General features: G+C 52.0%; 15 protein-coding genes. 2 read left to right on the top strand and 13 right to left on the bottom strand.

Annotation, left to right across the window (positions count from 1 at the left end):
* Positions 1–2 precede the first annotated feature (2 nt).
* Positions 3–3,281 carry a stalk domain-containing protein gene (locus tag AC3WRW_RS07020; RefSeq protein ID WP_492545626.1) on the bottom strand — a complete coding sequence of 1,093 codons (3,279 nt, stop codon included), beginning with the start codon at positions 3,279–3,281 and terminating at the stop codon, positions 3–5.
* Positions 3,282–3,481: 200 nt separating this feature from the next.
* On the opposite strand from AC3WRW_RS07020, the gene AC3WRW_RS07015 reads away from it, so the two are divergent.
* Positions 3,482–3,868 (top strand): DUF4280 domain-containing protein, encoded by a 387-nt coding sequence (locus tag AC3WRW_RS07015; protein ID WP_492545625.1) that lies wholly within the window; start codon positions 3,482–3,484, stop codon positions 3,866–3,868.
* 44 nt (positions 3,869–3,912) lie between these two features.
* Complete coding sequence (locus AC3WRW_RS07010; protein ID WP_492545624.1) at positions 3,913–5,601, top strand: MORN repeat-containing protein; 1,689 nt, start codon at positions 3,913–3,915, stop codon at positions 5,599–5,601.
* Positions 5,602–6,318: 717 nt separating this feature from the next.
* Here the strand turns inward: AC3WRW_RS07010 and AC3WRW_RS07005 are convergent.
* The 12 genes from AC3WRW_RS07005 to AC3WRW_RS06950 form a co-directional block, all read right to left on the bottom strand.
* Positions 6,319–7,521 (bottom strand): anhydro-N-acetylmuramic acid kinase, encoded by a 1,203-nt coding sequence (locus tag AC3WRW_RS07005; RefSeq protein WP_492545730.1) that lies wholly within the window; start codon positions 7,519–7,521, stop codon positions 6,319–6,321.
* Complete coding sequence (locus AC3WRW_RS07000) at positions 7,521–9,347, bottom strand: glycoside hydrolase family 3 protein (protein WP_492545623.1); 1,827 nt, start codon at positions 9,345–9,347, stop codon at positions 7,521–7,523. Before AC3WRW_RS07000 ends, AC3WRW_RS07005 begins: the two co-directional genes overlap by 1 nt.
* A 187-nt stretch (positions 9,348–9,534) precedes the next feature.
* Positions 9,535–10,242 (bottom strand): BadF/BadG/BcrA/BcrD ATPase family protein, encoded by a 708-nt coding sequence (locus tag AC3WRW_RS06995; protein WP_492545622.1) that lies wholly within the window; start codon positions 10,240–10,242, stop codon positions 9,535–9,537.
* On the bottom strand, positions 10,239–10,448 hold the full coding sequence (locus AC3WRW_RS06990) for a hypothetical protein (RefSeq protein WP_492545621.1): 210 nt from the start codon (positions 10,446–10,448) through the stop codon (positions 10,239–10,241). The genes AC3WRW_RS06995 and AC3WRW_RS06990 overlap by 4 nt, the downstream gene beginning before the upstream one ends.
* A 30-nt stretch (positions 10,449–10,478) precedes the next feature.
* Positions 10,479–11,621: an exo-beta-N-acetylmuramidase NamZ family protein gene (locus AC3WRW_RS06985; protein WP_492545620.1), complete on the bottom strand. Its 1,143-nt coding sequence runs from the start codon at positions 11,619–11,621 to the stop codon at positions 10,479–10,481.
* 88 nt (positions 11,622–11,709) lie between these two features.
* Positions 11,710–12,417, bottom strand: a complete 708-nt coding sequence (locus tag AC3WRW_RS06980; protein ID WP_492545619.1) for a PIG-L deacetylase family protein — start codon at positions 12,415–12,417, stop codon at positions 11,710–11,712.
* A gap of 1 nt (position 12,418) precedes the next feature.
* Entirely contained in the window at positions 12,419–13,387 is a 969-nt protein-coding gene (locus AC3WRW_RS06975) for a GNAT family N-acetyltransferase (RefSeq protein WP_492545618.1), read from the bottom strand.
* A gap of 34 nt (positions 13,388–13,421) precedes the next feature.
* On the bottom strand, positions 13,422–14,282 hold the full coding sequence (locus AC3WRW_RS06970) for a carbohydrate ABC transporter permease (protein WP_492545617.1): 861 nt from the start codon (positions 14,280–14,282) through the stop codon (positions 13,422–13,424).
* Positions 14,283–14,337: 55 nt separating this feature from the next.
* Positions 14,338–15,243 (bottom strand): carbohydrate ABC transporter permease, encoded by a 906-nt coding sequence (locus AC3WRW_RS06965; protein WP_492545616.1) that lies wholly within the window; start codon positions 15,241–15,243, stop codon positions 14,338–14,340.
* Between the two features lie 100 nt (positions 15,244–15,343).
* Positions 15,344–16,786, bottom strand: a complete 1,443-nt coding sequence (locus tag AC3WRW_RS06960) for an ABC transporter substrate-binding protein (protein WP_492545615.1) — start codon at positions 16,784–16,786, stop codon at positions 15,344–15,346.
* A 31-nt stretch (positions 16,787–16,817) separates the two neighbouring features.
* Positions 16,818–17,732: an N-acetylmuramic acid 6-phosphate etherase gene (gene murQ / locus AC3WRW_RS06955; RefSeq protein WP_492545614.1), complete on the bottom strand. Its 915-nt coding sequence runs from the start codon at positions 17,730–17,732 to the stop codon at positions 16,818–16,820.
* A 180-nt stretch (positions 17,733–17,912) separates the two neighbouring features.
* On the bottom strand, positions 17,913–18,779 hold the full coding sequence (locus AC3WRW_RS06950; RefSeq protein WP_171684406.1) for a MurR/RpiR family transcriptional regulator: 867 nt from the start codon (positions 18,777–18,779) through the stop codon (positions 17,913–17,915).
* Between the last annotated feature and the right edge of the window lie 68 nt (positions 18,780–18,847).

The raw sequence follows: 18,847 nt of genomic DNA, 5'->3' as shown, positions 1-18,847 counted from the left end.
TCTTAATTTGAAATCTGAATGATTTGCGTCGGTGCGTTCCAATCGACCTGCAAGCCTAAGGACTCCGCTATGAACCTTAACGGCACATAGGTCCTTCCTTCAAGCAAGTAAGCGGGCCCATCGATTTGCACAGGAGCGCCATCTATATAAGCTTTGTCATCATGGATGCGGCTCGTGATCGTGCTGTATGCTGTGCTTACCGTTACCGTGAGACTGCTTTGGTCCCAATCCACAGCGGCACCGAATGATTCCGACACGGATCTTATAGGTAAATATGCCTGCCCGTTTATTATAACAGGCGGAGCAGTGAATTTGATGAAAATATTAGGTGAAAGCACGTTTTCTGCCGGAATCGGTTGAATGGCGACCGGAACTTGGCCTGGCTTGGAGCCAGAGGCTTCAGAACTAGAGGCAGCGCCTGAACCGTCAAGTTCAAAGGCAGGTCCTACGTCTATGGATGTGACAGCCGACAAAGACGCTGAAATTTCAGCCAGAGCCTGCTGCTCCTCCGGCCCATACTTGGCCTTCTCCTGCTGCTGCAGCTCTTTCAGCAGCTTCGCCACCTGCTGTTCAAGCTGCGGCTGTACGCCGGCCTCTTGCGGCAGCTCCGCCGCAAGCACCTGCACGGCGTCCAGCTGCGCGAACAGCAGGTCCTTCTTCGCCGTCGCCATCGCCTCGGCGACGGCCCCTATCGAGCGGGTCAGCGTCGCGACCCGCTCCGGGTCCCCCTGCGCCTGCTTGCGCGCAGCCTCCAGCTTCCGCTTCGCCTCTTCGAGCGAAGCCTGCCCTGCGGATACGCCCGTTTGCGCATCCGCGAGCTGTGCCTGCGTCGCCAGGAGCTGCTGCAGCAAGGCTGCAGCAGCTTCCGGCTCGCCGGCGGCGAGGGCTTGCTCCAGCTTCGACTGCTGGAGCTCCGCCTGCCCGGCCAGCGCGTCCTCGCTGGCCGCATCAATCCCAGGCGCCGTGCTGCCTGGGGGGATTTCACCGCCCGGCGAGCCTGGCGGTGTCCCGGTCTCTGCGGACAGCGCTGCGATCAGCGCGTCCGGGTTGTTCACCAGCTCCATCTGCCGGAGAGCTTCCAGGCTATCGCCTTTCTGCAGCGCCTCCAGCATCCCGAGCCGGGCCTGCGCATCCTTGATCTCGACCGCAAGATCGGCGATCTCGTTCAGCTTCATATCTTTGACGGCCGCTTCCTTGGCGGTCTCCAGCTTCGCCATGTCCTGCTTCAACGTGTCGATCTGCTGCTGCAGCTGCTCAGGCGTTTGCAGAGAAGCAATCGAACCGGGCTTGGAAATTTCGACAGTAACTTTCAAAGCCGCTGCCTCTTCCTTCGATAGCGCAGCGGAACTTTTCGGATCAGCCAGTACGCTTGGATCTACGGCATTATCCAGGCCGAACCAGACTGCCCCCGGCTCATCCGCTTGATAATAAATTCCCTGCCCAGATGCCGACATCGTTGCCGCAGCCGCATTGTAGGCTGCCGGCGTCAGCGCATCCAGCTGCACCTTGTAGGAGCCGATAATTACGGTTCCCAGACCTTTTTCCTCCACAGCGCCTGTGCTGCCTGCGTTTCCGCCAGCCGATGCGTCATCAAGGATTGCAGCCGCCAATTGGCCGGCATCGCCTTTTCCCTCCAGCAGCAGTTCGCCGAGCGGTTTTCCCTTGGCGTACAGCACAACCTTGAGGCTGTCAATTGGACTGAATTGGAGCGTTAAATCGCGCACCGCTTTATTGATTTTGGTGCGTTTGCCGACAGATCGGCCGTCTTTGGTCCATACCGCATACTCCGTTGCGCCCAGCTTTTTGTTCACCGTCACGCTAAAATCACTAAGCAGCGCGCCCACAGCCGGCTTCAATCGCCAAGTGCCCGAAGGCGCCTTAAGGCTTTGCGGTTTCACGGCAGCAAGTCCGTCATCCAGATTCCGATAGGGCAGAATGCCTTTCGTCAACGTTTTTTCCACGGCTCCGCCGGTTTCGATATCCAGCTTGCCAAGCGATGCTTCATAGCTCATTTGCGCCGTCAAAATTTGCTCGTCCGCCTTACTTACCGCTTCTTGATAAGCCGCAAGCTCTTCGGTTTTCATCAGGCTGAGCTTCACCTTCTGGGCCGCTTTATCCAGTGCGCTCACCGCACTGTCTTTATCGCGCAACGCCTGCGCGTAACCTTCCTCCGCCCCCTTCGCTTCCATATAGGAAGCTCTCACGGCGGCAATAACCCCAGCTCTGCTCTCCTTCTCTTGAAGCGCAGCTTTGTTCTGTTCCATGGTGGCAATGGGCAGCGCAGCCCGCAGATCGTCGAGGTAGCGCAGCCCGTCAAACTCTCCTTGAAGCAGCGATTTCGGAACAGGAATCAATCCGAGCAGCAGAAAATATCCTTCCCAATCCTTCTGGACCTGCGAAAGCGTCGTTTCATAACTGGCCAGAAACATCTCCATGTCGATATCTTTGGCCTTATACAACCCGTCCATGACCTTCATGCGGCTGCTCCCAAATTTGGAGCTGTACAAATCGCGCACCGTGCTCAGTTTATGATCGGATAGCCGCCGATCTTCCGTATCCTTGAGCAAGCTGAGCGTCGACTTGAGCGCGCCGTCGATATAGCTTGGCAGCTGCTTCTGGCCCAGATCCGCGTAATCCGGCTCGAATGACAGCTGAACCTTATTTTCCATATCCAAATTCAGCAGCTTGCCCAGTGCCAAACGACTCGATTTGGCCGTCAATTGGGCCTGTTTATAAACGGACGCAGCCTTCTCCAGCGCCTTATCCGCCTTCTCCTGCTCGGCGCTGTCCGCCAGCCCGAATTTCCGCTTTTTTATAACCGTATCCACAGCCGTCTTAGCATCTTCCCACTTCTTGCGGGCGTTCTCTTCCGCTGCTCCGTCCTGATAAGCCGTCAGATAGGCCTTCTGCACATCGAAACGAACCGTATTCATCGATTGGCGCAGCGTTTCCTGGGCGATATAGAGCTGTTTGTCAGCCTCCGGCACCTTCATGCGGGTCGTCAAGTCCTGGCTCAAATTACGAGGCTTGGCAAAAGGACCGGATGCCTTCGCTTCCTCACTTTTGACCGCATGCTGAGCTTGCTCCAGCTCTATCTTTTTCTTCAAAATATCCGATCTGACATCCGCCAGCGCAGGACTCGTTTTCAACCCCTGATCTATCGCTTCTCTCATGGTCAAAGCCTTTACTGACGCAGCTTCCGCTCCCGGCCCCAACGCCAGAACCGGCGCTGTTGACAGCAGCATCGCAAGTCCCAGTTTTACTGCTTTTAACCTTGCCACTACAATCCCTCCGCTCGCTTGCAACTCTTCTTTTATAGTACAATATCTCCCTCACTCTCGCACCCATCTTTTGGAGAAACTTAGCGAATAGAATCGAATCTAGTAATTGATTGATGGTTATCGTCTTTTCTAGTAGTATAAAAATTGACAATCAAAAAACATCGATAACATTTCATACATAAATGAAGGAGAGACAAACCATGGGAAACCTCGTTTGCGGGGGTGCGATGCTGCAGTGCTCCTTCGGTGCCGCGCCCAGTTCGTTAATGGTGCTTCCGACGAATATGGCCATGACCGCCATGCCGATCGCGAACATCATGGATAACAAGCCGATGGTGAACATTTTACCGTTCGGGATGTGCAATTCGATGGCTAATCCTACGGTTGCCGCAGCAACGGCGGCGGCGTTAGGCGTGCTGACTCCCATGCCCTGCATTCCTCTAACAACGGCGCCTTGGGTTCCAGGATCGGCTACGGTGCTCGTCGCAAACATGCCTGCCCTGAACAACTCCTCCAAATGCATGTGCAATTGGGGCGGCGTCATCCAAATTCAGCAGCCCGGACAAATGACCATTCAAGTGCCTTGATTCATTGTTTCAAAAATCGAACATCCTTCTAGGAGTGAAATCATTTGGAGATTCAGCCGATCAAAACCCTTGAAAAAGTGCTAAAACCCGTCGTCGCACCTTTCATCGGCCATGTCATGAAAGCCATCCTAACCGTTGGAAGGCTGCCTAAACTCGCGATCATCAAGTTTCAGCAGATGCTAAGGCGCATGCTGCAAACGCGTGAAACCTCGTTAAAAAATTACGTGCTGATCGGCTCGTACTACGTCTCCAAGAGATTGCTGCTTTTCATTACCTTGATGATTCTCGTCTTGATCTTTTTTATCTTCATACGGCCCCCGGCGATCGTGAATAAATGGCTGAACCGGGTGCCTGTCCTTCAGGAAAACACATCTAAACTGAGCGGATTTTCCGGAAACGGCAAAGTGGTGGGCGCCGAAAAAGATGCCCGCTACACCGGCGATTTGATTGACGGTCTCTATGCGGGAAAAGGCAAGCTGTATCACAAGAACAGCGTTCTTGCCTATGAAGGCGATTTTGAAAAGGGGCAGAAATCGGGCGCAGGCTCTCTCTACGACGAGCATGGCTCGCTGCTGTATAAAGGGGCTTTTGCCGGAGATGCTTACAACGGGGCGGGCACTTTGTACGATACCAGCCAGAAAGTGCTGTATATCGGCGAATTTCAAAACGGCAAGTACGGCGGGGCCGGAAAATTGTTTGCCCCAAGCGGCGACCTGCTCTACGAAGGCGCGTTTAACGGCGGCCTTTACAACGGGGCAGGCAAACTGTTCTACTCGGGCGGCATCGCACGATACGAGGGTGAGTTTGCAGCCGGTCAGTATAACGGAGCCGGCAAGCTTTTTGATACGAAGGGCCAGCTCGTATACGAAGGCGGCTTCCTGAACGGCAGCTACTCCGGTGAAGGCACTGAGTTTTATGCCAGCGGCCTGCTGAAGTACAAAGGCCAGTTCCTTGCTGGCACGTATGGCGGCGAGGGCACCGCCTTCGATGAGAAGGGCGTGCCCCGCTTCAAGGGCACGCATGTGAGCGGCGCTTTGAACGGCGCCGGAGAAGCGTATGACGAGTTAGGCAAACTCGTCTACAAGGGCGATTTCAAGGCCGGCGTCTATGACGGCCTTGGCACGGTATTTGACGCAGACGGCGCGCCGCTGCTGCGGAGCTTTTTTGCAGGCGGCCAGGCCAGCCTGCAGAGCTTCCTCGGTTTGTCCAGCAAGAAAGTCGAAGACTTGCTGGGCAAACCGGCCGAAGTGACGCTGCAGGATGCCAGCGTCCTGCTTGCGGGCCAGGAGGCGGCGGTTGACGCCTCCGCGGGAGTTGATGCGGCGGCTGGTGCGCCCGCATCAGGGGCTGATCCGGCCGCTGGCGCAGGCGCGTCCGGACCGACAGCAGCAGCGACGGCTACGGCTACGGCGAGCGTGAAGCTGCTGCTGAGCTATCCGGCCTACCAGTTGTCGCTGCTGGTAGAGCCGTCGAAGGGCAATCCGAAGGAGGCCGTCGTCACTTCGCTCAGCATTTGGGGCTCGAAGCCGCTGGCGCTGCTGCAGCCAGCCATCGAGACCGTCAAAAAGCGCGGCGAGCCCAACGATGCCGGCTACATCGTGATGGAAACCGAAATCGGCGCCGGGGATGGCACTTACACAAACAGCTACTACAAAGGTGATTACCTCTTCACTTTGACGCATTTCAACAAAACCAAAGAAGCCCACCTGCTGCAGGTGAGCTCTGTGAAATAGCAACAGCCGGGAACACTTAGGGGTGTCTTCCGGCTGTTTTGTATTTTAGGGCCAATCGGCCATACCCACATGAATCCAGTTCCTATCAGCAAACCGCAACCACCCACGCATTTCCCCCTCGACCACTATCCCGACTAGCACATCATTCTGAGTTATCTACACTAAGTATCCAATACTCTCTGACCTAGCTACTCCAAGTAATCATCTCTTCTCTGCCACACCGGCGCTCGGATCTTACATTCGTCCGATGTTAATCTTGTCAATCGGCACAAGATTTTTAGCGGACACACTAGCCCTTATGTCTGCTATTCGGCCTAAAAAATGCGGCTATCGGACTTGAGAGCTTCTATTCGCTTAATTGATGGTTGTTTAAATAGTCTCGGGAGGGAATAGCGCCGTGTGTGTCCGTTAAATTCTATTCCCATTTTAAACAGCATGAATAGAGACATCTCTGTCCGTTAGACTCAGTAGTCTCCATAGTGGGGATCTGATTCTTACGATCCGATCCCATATGCCTAAGTAGTTAATGTAAAATGTACAGTAACTTTTCAAATAAAAGGCCTTAAAAATGAAAAACCTGCATCTTGTACATCAAAATTCCGCCTCATCGCCCAAAATGGCGAGGAATCGCGAAATTTGATGTACTTTTTGCAGGTTTTTACCCGTAAACGGGAAATAGGAACAGATTTACTGTACTTTTTACATTCACCCAACCGCCTAAGGCAAAGCCAGCTTGCCCATAATCGTCGGACGCTCCGCGCCGGTTGCCGAAGGCAAGTTGTTCGGCACGCCGTGAATGAAATCGTTGCCGAGCAGAGCGAACAGAATCGCTTCCTTAGCATCGCCGGAAATACCGAGCTCATCGGAGGTAAGGATCGCTTGCTCAGGGAGCAGCTCCTGCAGCATGCTCAGCAGTGTACGATTGCGCGCACCGCCGCCGCTCACGATGACTTCCGCCATGTGATATTGCGGGAAGATGAAATCTTGGTATGCGCGGGCGATGGAATGCGCTGTGAACGCCGTCGCCGTAGCGACGATATCTTCATGGGCAAGCCCGCGCTCCAAGGCAGCTTTGAGCCATGCCGCGGTATACGCTTTGCCGAACAGTTCGCGTCCCGTTGTCTTGGGAGGAAGCTGCGCGAAATAAGGATGAGCCAGCATCTCCTCGAGCAGTTCTGCATGTACTTGCCCGCAAGCTGCCCACGCGCCATCTGCATCATAGGACAGCTTGCCCCCTGACAGTTCATAAACAACTTGGTCCATGATCATATTGCCCGGACCCGTATCAAAAGCGATGAGGTCGCCGGCACCCGCTGCTGCTCCCGTCCCTTGAGCCGGAATCGCCGTGCAGTTGCCGATGCCGCCGATGTTTTGCAGGATGCGCCCTTTGGCCGCATCGCGGAACATAATGAAGTCCCCGTACGGCGCAAGCGGTGCGCCTTGGCCGCCGACCGCCATATCGGCGGTGCGGAAGTCGCCGACGACCGGACGTCCCGTCCGTTTGGCAATCACAGACAAATCGCCGATCTGCAGCGTCGACTTGGGCAGGTAAGGATCTGCTTCATCGGCCACCGGAATATGCCACACGGTCTGCCCATGGGTGGAGATGAGGTCGATCTCCTCGACCTTCATGCCAGCCGCAGCGGCAGTTTGCAGAACAGCGTCAGCGAACCGCTCGGCAATGGCAAAGTTCATACCGCACAAGAGCGCGACATTCGAATGGTCGATGGAGCACAGCTGCTTCAGCTTTTCGCGCACTTCTTCCTCATAGGAGAAGCTTTCAAAATGAAGCAGCCGGACTTGGGCATCGACGCCGCAGCCGTGGATACGGACGATGGCAACGTCGATGCCGTCCAAGGAGGTGCCGGACATGATACCTGCTACGGTCAGCGAGGTCTGGTTCAGAAGGGTACGGAGCATCACAGTCCGCCCTCCCATCTCCAGCCTGCCGGGTAGCCGGAGCCTAAAGCAACCGGCAACCTGCCCTTCATCGCCAGCTCGCCCAATAAGCATTTGGTTGTGCTTTGCAGCGCCAGCGGACGGCTTTCGTAAGCGGCGACGAAGGTAGAAACCTCCGGCAGCTCCAGCAAATCGTACGGCACGCGCAGCGCGACGACGACAAGCGGCTTGCCAAGCGCCTGCAGGGCGCGCACGAGCTCGACCTGCGCCGGATGGAATCGGGCGTTGTACGTCCCGATGACGATCTGCTCCGCTTCTTCAGCCGCTGCCAGCACCGATTCAGTCAGCCCGCCGACCTCGGCCAGCGGCAGCACGCGGTCGAGCACGTCGAGCCCGCGCTCCGCGAGCGCTGCGCCGAGGCTTGCAGGGCCGGCGTACGCTTCGTCGACGCCGGACGAAACCGCTGCGGCCACGGTGACCGCGAGCGTCTTCACGCGCTTCAGCGGCAGCACCCCCTGCTCGTCTTTGACGAGCGTGATGCTGGCTTCGCTGAGACGCTGGGCGACCGCGCAATGCTCCGCGGTCCCTACTTCAGCCGCAGAGCCCGTCTGCGGCACGAACAACCCGCGGCGCTCCTTGAGCGCGAGCAGCCTTTGCACCGACGCATCGATGCGCGCTTCGCTTATGCGGCCCTCTTGCACGGCCTGCTCGATCGCTGCGATAGCGCCGAGCTGACGGTCAAGGCTATGGCTGATCAGCACAAGATCAGCCCCGGCTTCGATCGCCGTGACGCTTGCCGCGACGGTGCCGTAATGCTCGGAGATGGCGTGCATCTCCATGCAATCGGTCATGATGACGCCTTCGTAGCCCAGCTCCTCGCGCAGCAGTCCGGTTAATACGGACTTGGAAAGTGTCGCAGGCAGCTTCTCGGCCTCGAAAGCCGGGAAATAAATATGCGACGACATAATCGCATCAACGCCGCCTTCAATAGCTCTGACGAACGGCACTAGCTCCAAAGAGCGAATCCGTTCTTGACCGTGTACAATCGTCGGCAAATCCAGATGCGAATCCACGCTCGTATCGCCGTGTCCCGGGAAATGTTTGGCCGTCGCTACGACATTAGCGTCCTGAAAACCCTGCACTGCCCGTTGGCCAAATTCAGCGACCAGCTCCGCGGACTCCCCGAAGGACCGCACGCCGATAACCGGATTGTTCGGATTGTTGTTCACATCAAGCACAGGAGCAAAATTCAAATTAATCCCAAGCGCTCTAAGCTCTTTCCCCGAAATGAATGCAGACTCATACACCGCATCGGCATCTACTCTTGCATTCGCACTTGTACTTGTACTTGTACTTGTACTTGTACTTGCACTTGTACTTGTACTTGTACTTGTACTTGTACTTGTACTTGCACTTGTACTTGTACTTGTACTTGCACTTGTACTTGCTCCTGCATCTGCACTTGCATTCGCACTTTCACCTGCGCTTACACTCTCACCCGCACCCGCAGTTCCCGTATCCGACGCTCCCAAAGCCCCCGCCGCCAGCGCCATCTGCCCAGGCATCAACGCAACGCCTTCCGTAATACGGGCGACCATTCCACCTTCTTGATCGATAGAAACCCAAAGCGGCAAAGTCCCCGACTCCGCTGCGATTTGCTGCAGCTGACCGGAGAGCTCAGCCACCTGCCCGGTCTGCTCCACGTTGCGCGCAAAATAAATGACGCCACCGATTTGATGCTCAGCGATAAGCGCTTTAAGCTGATCCGTGACTTCTGTGCCTTCAAACCCGCAAAGAAGCATCTGACCGATTTTCTCCCTAAGCGTCATGTCCTGAATTTGTTTCATTCTCCATCCCTCTCCCTCGCAAAAAAACCTCTATGCGTACATTAGCTCTTTTATTTTTGGGTCTGTTTCCTGGTCTGTTTCCTGCTCTTGCTCTTGCTCTTGCTCTTGCTCTTGCTCTTGCTCTTGTTCTTGCTCTTGTTCTTGCCCTTGTTCTTTCTCTTGCTCTTGCTCTATCCCTGCTCTACCCCTAATCCAAACGATTCAAAGCCATCAAAACAGCCCCACTCGCTGCATCCTTTTTAGCCTTTATACAATTCAAATTCGGATACCGCTCATTCAATCTCTCTACGAAAGCGTCCCGCACATAGCTATTGTTCAGCAGCACGCTCCCGGTCATGGCCAGACTCCCTTGCTGCATGGACAGCTTTTCCACGACGGGAACGGCAATCTCGAACAGTGATTGGGCGCTTTTGGCCGCAATAGCCAGCGCCGCTTCGTCTCCCTGCGTGCAAGCCACTGACAGGATTGGCGCCAAAGCCGCAATGTCCTTCTTGTTCGTTTCTTTGTTATACACAAAACCGATGATCTGCTGCACCGTCGTGAATTGAAGCTGCGCATAAACCATTTCGGTAATAACGGTCTCCTTTATTCTTCCATCCTGCGCCCGAACCAGAGCGGACAGCAGATCGCGACCGATGCTGTAGCCGCTGCCCTCATCGTCGATGAGGTGTCCGTAACCGCCTGCACGGTGAATTCTTCCGTCCTCATGTTTCCCGTAACAAATAGATCCTGTGCCCGCAATCAGAATAATGCCGTATTCACTGTCATGCGCGCCGCAAAGCGCGGTCTCCTGATCGCCTGTAATAAATACTTTCCCTTGGTAGCCGCACTCCCTGACGTTCGCCTCCAAACGCGCAGTTACGGTAGGATTGCTAACTCCTGCCGCACCGATCACGATTTGCCCGCAGTTCCCGAGCCCCCGCAGACGCTTGCGATTTCCTCAAAAATTTCTTGAAAGCTGCGCCGGATACTGTCCGCATCCTGTCCGTTATAATTAATCGCGCCGGATGTAAAGGCGTGCACCACGAGACCGCTCTCGTCGGCAACCGTCACCGCCGTTTTGGTACCTCCGCCATCCAGTCCCGCTACGTATCTTTTCATAGGGTCACATCTCTTTTCTGCCGTTTATTTCTATTTGTATAAATGATACTGCTCTTTCATCTGTGCAAAGGCACGGCTCTCTTCCCGGAACTGCTGAAGCAGCGCCGGAACATCCACGCCCTCTTGGCGATAGACGTTATCCCCGCCCAATAAATCCATGAAAGGCCGCGACCCTTCCCGCAAAGGCGGCAGGAAAGCGAACGGCTCATAATTGTTCTTAATCGTGTACAACAGGGTAACCCCCGTCTCCAAAGGCTGAACGGCACGAGTATCCAGCACATGAATCTGAACGCCGCTGCAGGATTCTCCTTGATGCTTGGAAAAGCTCGGTTTAAAGTAAACCGGCCGGAAAACGACGCCAGGCAGCCTTAATGCGTTCATTTCATCCGCCAGCTTCTGTCCGTCGATGAACGGAGCCCCGATCGCTTCGAAAGGAACCGTCGTTCCGCGCCCTTCCGACAAGTTCGTGCCTTCAAAAAGACACGTTCCGGGGTACAGCAAGGCCGAATTAAACCTTGGAAGCCCTAAGGAAGGCATGATCCACTCGCGTCCGGTTTCCGGGAAAAGCATGTTCCGCTCCCAGCCTTCGCAGCGAACTACGTGCAGATCGCAATGCCAGTTCATTTGATCGTTTGCCATCATGGCAAGTTCCCCGACCGTCAGGCCATAGCGCACAGCCAGCGGATAATTGCCTACAAAAGATTGATACTCCGGCTTCAAAATGTTCCCTTCCACGCTCACCCCGTCCAGCGGGTTGATCCGGTCCAGAATGACAAAAGGCTTGCCTGCTTTCGCACAGTCTTCCAAAGCATAAAGCATCGTATAAATAAATGTATAATAGCGGGTACCCACGTCTTGTATGTCATAGACAACCATATCGACTTCATCCAGCATCTCTTGGCTCAAACGCTTGGAATCTTTGCGGTATAAGCTATGTACCGGGACTTGCGTAATCGGGTCCAGATACGTTTCCACCAATGCGCCGGCCGCTTGATCTCCCCGCACCCCATGTTCCGGCGAGAACATTGCTGTAAGATTGAAGTTCTCGTGCAAAATTTGAATCGTAGATACAAAATCTTTGTTCAATCCCGTCGGCGCCGTAATCAGCCCCAGCCGTTTCCCTTTGAACAGATGGGCATACTGCCCGATACAATCGATACCGTTAAGAATCATCGCTTTCCCCTCGCCCCTGTTTGATTGAAAAAACCTCTACCCGAGCCTTATGTTGGATAAGCGGCTGCGTGCAGAGGTCGGATACTGTCTATAATTCAGTTTTGAGCACACGCATATTTTCTTCCGGAATCATGAACGTTTGTGCATATTCTTTTCTGGCTTCAAGGCCGCGGACTCTCATCAAATGTTTGTAGTATTCCAGATATTTGAACGACTTGCTCCCTGTTACGAACCAATGCGTAGACACGGCCTTCACCCATAGATCAAAAGCTTCTTCGTCAAAGTCCACATACACATACGGACGATAGTCGACCGCATCCTCCCAGTTCTCGGCATAGTACAATCTCTGGGCAAAATGTGCCGGAAGCTCCCGGTCGAACGTCGGCAAGGCGGCGAAAAAGCGGGCATCGTTCACGATGCGGTGCGTTGTCATATGATCCTTGTGCATACTGTTCTTCCAATGCGTAATGATGACGTTAGGTCGAACCTGACGAATGACATCGCATACACGGAAGCGCATCTCTTGGTTATCCTGCAGTTCGCCGTCCGGAATATCGTCGAAGACGAACGCTTCCCCGCCCAGCATCTCGGCAAATGTTTTGGCCTCTTTCACTTTCTGCACGCGATATTCGGCCATATCTTGTCCTGCCGGAACGCCGCGTTCGCCTGCCGTTAGTGCCAGGGTCGCAATGCGATCCCCCTTCAAGGAGTGGCTTGCCAATACGCCCCCTGCCGTTAATTCGGCATCGCCCACATGGCCGCCGATGGCCAGAATCGTTAACTTTTGCTCGCTCATTTCACACAAACTCCCTTCTCATGACAGAAAATTGTTTGACGGTTGTAAAGCCTGCCTTCTCGTAGATCCGGATGGCCGGATTCGTACTGCCCGTGTAGAGCGACATATATTCGGTTCCGATGGAGCGGAAAGATTCGCACAGCTTAAAGAAAAGCAGACTGCCCAGACCATGTCCCTCATGCTCAGGAAGCACGCTGATACCCGCGAAATAGCCGCGGCCGTTGTCCTGACGAATCACCGGACCTGCAAATCCGATGACTTTTCCTTTATATGCAGCAATGACGACCGGCACACCATCTGCCGTACACTGCCCGATTTCCTTTTGCCATAAAAGATTATTAAAGCCATTAAGCATTTCCTTAACGCCGTTATGCTTTTCCTGATGAAACAATTCCACCGTGTACCCTTCGGCTGCCGCTTTACGTTCCTTGGCTCTTACATCGTCCGGGATGGTGAAACCGTCCAGCTTCAAATACATGGCGCACTCTTTGGCGCGTTCCACATATCCGGCTTGGAGCAGAAACGCGTATAGCTTGCTTTCAATCGGCACTCCAGGAGCATTGTTATGCTCATGCTTCGGAGTCCCGGGTATATACCACGGCAATAACATCGGATTAAAAAATAAGACATCGCCTTGCTTTTTCCCCAGCTGCCTAAAGCGGCGCTCCAAAGCGTCCAGCATGCCTTGATAATGCTCATCTGTTTGGAAGCCTTCGGCTAACACGATGCAGGTGATGTATCCCGCCGCTTCCCCAAGCGGCAGATCGTCCCCTGTGCAGCCGCAGGCAAAGCCTTTAACCTCATTTTGCTCTAGTAAAACAAAAGCATTGTGTTCATCGAAATAAGGGTTCGCCGTAAAAATACGCTCAAAGGTTTGCTCGGTAAGCTCCTTGTAGCCTTCTTTCACGGCTTCCTCATTCCATAAGGCAATAACGGACTGACTATACTCTTGATCCCAAGACACAATCATGCTGAAGTGATACCTCCCCCACGCGCGGCTTGTATTAGCCCTTCACCGCTCCAACCGTTACACCTTCTAAGAAGTACTTTTGCAAGCTAAAGAACAGAATAAACATTGGCAGTGCAGAGATCGTAGCACCCGCCATCATCGGCGCGATAAACGTCGTATTGGCGAAGCGGAAGTTTTTGAGTCCGACCTGGATCGTCTGCATATCCATCGTATTGGTAACAAGCAGCGGCCAGAAGAATGTGTTCCAGCTGTCCATGAAGGTTAGAATCGCCATTACCGCAAGGACGGTTTTGGACAACGGCAGAATAATTCGCCAATAGATCGTGAACTGGCTGCAGCCTTCGATTTTGGCGCTTTCCATAATCTCGTTCGGGATGCTGCTCATAAACTGTTTAGCCAGGAAAATATTATATACCGTAACAATACCGGGCATAATTAACGCGCTGTACGTATTTTGCAGTTCGAACACGTTAACGACCAGAATATACAAGGGAACTTGCGTAACTTGGTAAGGAATCATCATGGAGACAAGCAGTACGGCGAACAGCACGCCTCTCCCTTTGAAACGAAGTTTAGAAAAGGCATATCCCGCCATACTGGCAAAAATGACATTCGACACCATCACGGTAGTCGCCACGATTAACGAGTTCAATATCCAACGATACGAATATTCACTGTAATCAAAGAAATATTTGAAAGAAGCAAAGGTAAACTTGCTTGGTAAAATGGAGTAGCTCACCGCTCCTGCCTCAACCGGGTCGGCAAAGGATGAAATGACCATGAAATAGATCGGAAATATCGTCGCCAAAGCAAAAAGTAGGAGGGCGATAAAAATGATTGAATTTCGAATGGTTTTTACTCTAGGTTTACCTGCGTGATTGCTGTATAAAGCCATTTTTTTATCCTCCCATTACAGGGATCTTTGAGCGGAGCTCAAAGTCTCTCCGTACTTAATACTCGACGTCTTTACCTACATATTTGAACTGAATAACCGAGATGCCTGCGATAATAACAGCTAGAATCAGCGATTGCGCCGCGGCTTTACCGAACTCGAAATACGTAAATGCATTGTTGAAAATCAGGAGACCAACCATGGTCGTCGCATTATTCGGACCGCCGCCCGTCATTAGGTACGCGTTCTGGAACACTTGGAAAGATCCGATAACGCCCGTTACCAAAAGGAATAGCGTAGCTGGTTTCAACGAAGGGACAACGATGTGCCAGAGCTTCTGGAAAAAGTTCGCGCCATCCATTTCCGCTGCTTCATAATACGTATCATCAATACCGAGCAAACCAGCCAGGTAGATGATAATGCTTGTGCCATGACTGGACAGCCAAGACATCAGCACCAAAGAAAACATCGCCGTTTTGCTTGAGCCCAACCAGTTCTGATTGGAGATACCGAAGAAATGAATCAACTGATTCAAAATTCCGCCTTCCATCGGATCGAAGATCCAAAGCCATACAACGGATAAAGCAACACCGGAAGCAACAACAGGCAAATAGTATACGCCTTTGAAAAAGCCCTGCGTTTTCTTCCTGAGCGGCAGAATCAAAATCGCGATCACCATGGACAAGAATAAGTTAACAGGTACGGTCAAAACCGTGTATACGACGGTATTGCGCATAGCTTGCCAGAACAAGCCGTCTTTCAATGTAGAAGCATAATTGGCGAATCCAACATAGGTAGAACCAAGAGGCTTGTATTCTTGGAGACTGATGATAAACGCGCTTACGACCGGGTATGCGGTGAACATCGCAAAAACGACCAAAGCGACAGCAATAAATGCATATCCCCAAGCACCTTCTCCTTTGATTCCCCTTCTTTTCATCGGTTTAGCGATATTCGTAGCCATACTGTCAAACCCCCAAACCCCGTTTCAGAAAACCCGGATTAAAATAGTTCGGATAGCCGTGCAACCTGCTTCACGACTATCCGAGGTTAATAACCTATGATTAATCTTTCACAACGCCGTCTGCGCCAAATGCAGCAATCGCAGCGGTTTTCACGGCTTCATACATCGCTTCAGGCGTAATTTCCCCAGCGATTAGACCTTGAAACTTAGGCACGATAACTTCTGTTTCCAATTTGATCGCTTTAGCCCCTAATTCAGTCGGGATATCGGAACGAGCCGGTGTTGCGTGTTTCAGCATGTAGTCAACAGCCGCAACGTTTTCTGGGCTTCTCTCGATTTTCAAGCTTTCAGCCGCTTTTTTAGCGGATTGCGTGATATGAGCGGAGAACAGATCGTTGTTTGTTACTGCAGCATTTTTACCGCTAGCTAAGAAGTAAGCTGCTTTTACGACATTTGCTTTGTGCTCGGCCGTAGGTTCTTTCTTGCCACGGAACGTCATGTAACCGTCAACCACGGTTGCGAACGATGGCTGCGCGCCTTGGAAAGTCGGAGCCGGCAATACAACGTAATCAACAGGGATGGAATCTTTCACAGCGCTTGCATCAGCTGCTTTCAGCTTCGCATTGTTTGTTTTTGCGGAATTTTCAAACACCGCAAGACCTTTACCCGTGATCATGGTTTGACCTGTCAAGAACATGTTCCAACGCTTACCAGCGTCAACGGAGCTAAGCTCTTTCGGCATGGATCCGTCATCAATCAGTTGACGAAGATCTTTCAGAAGGCCCAGGTAGTTTTTGCTAGTGTATGCGTATTTCAAATCTTTATTAAACGCGTTCGGCATGCCGGCATTTTTCGCCATGATACCCAAATAGTCTACCGCAGCAACGCCTTTCACTGCAAACACGAATCCGTAGCGCGTTTTGCCGTTTTCAGTTACGACGCCTTTCTTGATCGCTTGACGGAACTCATCATACGTCCATCCGTTTGTTTGCACTTTTTTCCAATCGATTCCCGCTTTTTCTAAGTACTCTTTATTTCCGCCCAGTGCGTGTACTTCCATATACGCCGGGAAGCCGTAAAGACCTTTACCGTTTTTCATATAGTCAAGCGGAGCTTTATCATAATCATTAATCATTTCAGGAGTCGCTGCGTCCGTAATGTCCATGAGCAAACCTTGCTGCAAATATTTCGGGATACCGTCAGAACCTCCGAACGCAATGTCCGGCGGGCTGCCCGCATTGACTTGCGTATCCAGCTTCTGCTTCATATCTTCCCAGCTAGCCGGCTCGATTTTCAAAGTCAGATTCGGATACAAGGCATTGAAATCTTTCGACATTTGTTCGAAAGTCTTTTGGTAATTCGGTGAAACCGGCGGCAGTAAAGCCGTAATGGTGTCTTTCTCCGTTGAAGCGGCAGCAGATGCTGCTGGAGCAGAAGCTGCAGGAGAAGCAGATTCTTTCGTACCGGAATTGCCGCTGCCACAAGCTGTTAAAGCCATAGTTAAAGCTACGACGGACGCTAATACGGGCATTTTTCTTTTCATGAAAAACAGACCTCCTAATAATTTCAGTTATTTACACAACTTGAACAAAGGTACGTATGGCTCTTTTCAAACTGCCTTCGCTTTGCACCAGCGCTTGTTCAGCGTCAGCGGCATTCATGCCTGTTTTGATCATCATAATCGCTAATTTGCAGTTCATGGAAGCAGCTTCCAAATGGGTAATCGCCGTGACATCGTCAACTTCTGTCGCTGCCTTAATGATCCGAACGGAACGATCATATAATTTGATGTTGCTGGCCTTCATGTCAACCATGAGGTTGTTATAAGTCTTCCCTAGTTTGACCATCGTACAAGTCGTAAGCATGTTTAGAACCAGCTTCTGTGCTGTCCCCGCTTTCAAACGGGTGGATCCCATAATGACTTCCGGCCCGACGACTGGCGCGATACATACGTCACTGACAGGCGCTAATTTGGAACCTTTGTTGTTCACAACGCCGATTGTCGCAGCACCGATTTCCTTCGCCTTTCTCAAAGCGGCAATGACGAATTGCGCGCTTCCACTGGCGGTAATGCCGATAACCGCGTCTTTGTCAGTCACTCCGCACCGCTCAATGAGTGCGACCCCCTCCTCTGCGTTATCCTCAAAACCTTCAACTGCAAATCTTAGGGCCCCATCGCCACCGGCGATATGACCTTGCACCAGCATGGCATCTACACCAAAAGTAGGAGGACATTCAGAAGCGTCGAGCACACCGAGTCTGCCAGAAGATCCGGCCCCTACGTAGAACATTTTGCCGCCATTTTTCAGTACATGATGCAAGATGTCAACCGCTTTCATAATTTGCGGTATTTCCGCTCCTACTGCGGCAGGAACCGTAGCATCTTGTTCATTCATCAAACGCAGCATTTGTTCTGTTGTACATTCGTCGATCATCAGTGTTTTCTCATTTATCTCTTCCGTAGTCAACCCCGACAGATACTCATCCATAGGTCATCCTCCTATCCTGTTTGTTTCTTAAACTTTCTAAATTCATACTAGCGAAAAATTTCATCACGGTCAATACTTTTTGAAATTTTATTTTATTTTACAAAAAACTTTTGAATTTTTATTTTAATTTACGACAAAAAAAGACAACGACTTTTTCGTGCTTAGCCGCTGTCTTTCTATTCATCTGCGATGCTTGCTGCTGGCAATGATATCGTGCGTTTTGGACAAATATTTCTTGACCTTCTTGTATTCTGCGCTGGCTACGCCGGCAAAAAGAATATCAATGACGGTCAGCATCGCAATGCGCGAACCCATCGCGCCGCTGCGAATGGTAACCTCCGGCGTAGATATGCTAAGCACGATATCCGCCTTCTCTGCCAGCTCGCTCTTGTTGTATTTGGTAATCGCAATGACGCAAGCCCCGTTCTTCTTGACAATATCCAGAGAATCGAGAATTTCCGTCGTGCTGCCTGAATTTGAAATAAAGATGGCCACATCCGTTTTGTCCATAAGTGTCGCGGCCGTGAGCTGGCTGTGCCCGTCGATGTAGGTATGGCACATCTTGTTTATTCGCGAAAATTTCTGCTCCGCATCAATGCCGACAAGGCCCGAAGCGCCGATCCCGAAGAACACAAGGCGATTGCTCTCGCGCAGCACCTTGACGGCACGGGCGATTTCATTTTTATCGATCACACTTAACGTATCTTCAATCGATTTACTGTTATTGCGGGAAATATTCGAGATGATGATCGATAAATCGTCCCCCGGCTGAATATCGGTATACTGGTCCTTCTGTTCGTCATCCATGGAGCCGATTGAAGCAGAGATACTGACGATGAAATTACGGTAACCTTTGTAGCCCATCGTTTTGCAAAACCGCAGCACCGATGCGTCACTGGTTTTCGTCAGTTGAGCAAGACTCTTGATCGATAAATGAGGAATCTCTTCTAAGTTCTCTAAGATATACTCTGCTACCAGTTTCTCTACGGGTGTAAGGCTGTCCTTCATATCCCGGATTTTGATCAAAATATTATCGTTAATTGACATCGCTCTTCCCTACTCGCCATATATTATCCCAGCTAAAATTACTATCATCATACGAAGATTTGTTTAAA

The sequence above is a fragment of the Paenibacillus sp. FW126-R14 genome (assembly GCF_058789495.1).
This window is presented reverse-complemented; position numbering and strand designations above follow the sequence as displayed.

Excerpts from the sequence above, each read along its gene's own strand:
- AC3WRW_RS06960 (WP_492545615.1), bottom strand. The coding sequence starts at position 16,786 with ATGAAAAGAAAAATGCCCGTATTAGCGTCCGTCGTAGCTTTAACTATG.
- AC3WRW_RS07005 (WP_492545730.1), bottom strand. The coding sequence starts at position 7,521 with ATGCTCCGTACCCTTCTGAACCAGACCTCGCTGACCGTAGCAGGTATC.
- AC3WRW_RS06950 (WP_171684406.1), bottom strand. The coding sequence starts at position 18,779 with ATGTCAATTAACGATAATATTTTGATCAAAATCCGGGATATGAAGGAC.
- AC3WRW_RS07015 (WP_492545625.1), top strand. The coding sequence starts at position 3,482 with ATGGGAAACCTCGTTTGCGGGGGTGCGATGCTGCAGTGCTCCTTCGGT.
- AC3WRW_RS06985 (WP_492545620.1), bottom strand. The coding sequence starts at position 11,621 with ATGATTCTTAACGGTATCGATTGTATCGGGCAGTATGCCCATCTGTTC.
- AC3WRW_RS06965 (WP_492545616.1), bottom strand. The coding sequence starts at position 15,243 with ATGGCTACGAATATCGCTAAACCGATGAAAAGAAGGGGAATCAAAGGA.
- AC3WRW_RS06970 (WP_492545617.1), bottom strand. The coding sequence starts at position 14,282 with ATGGCTTTATACAGCAATCACGCAGGTAAACCTAGAGTAAAAACCATT.
- murQ (WP_492545614.1), bottom strand. The coding sequence starts at position 17,732 with ATGGATGAGTATCTGTCGGGGTTGACTACGGAAGAGATAAATGAGAAA.
- AC3WRW_RS06990 (WP_492545621.1), bottom strand. The coding sequence starts at position 10,448 with ATGAAAAGATACGTAGCGGGACTGGATGGCGGAGGTACCAAAACGGCG.
- AC3WRW_RS06980 (WP_492545619.1), bottom strand. The coding sequence starts at position 12,417 with ATGAGCGAGCAAAAGTTAACGATTCTGGCCATCGGCGGCCATGTGGGC.
- AC3WRW_RS07000 (WP_492545623.1), bottom strand. The coding sequence starts at position 9,347 with ATGAAACAAATTCAGGACATGACGCTTAGGGAGAAAATCGGTCAGATG.
- AC3WRW_RS06975 (WP_492545618.1), bottom strand. The coding sequence starts at position 13,387 with ATGATTGTGTCTTGGGATCAAGAGTATAGTCAGTCCGTTATTGCCTTA.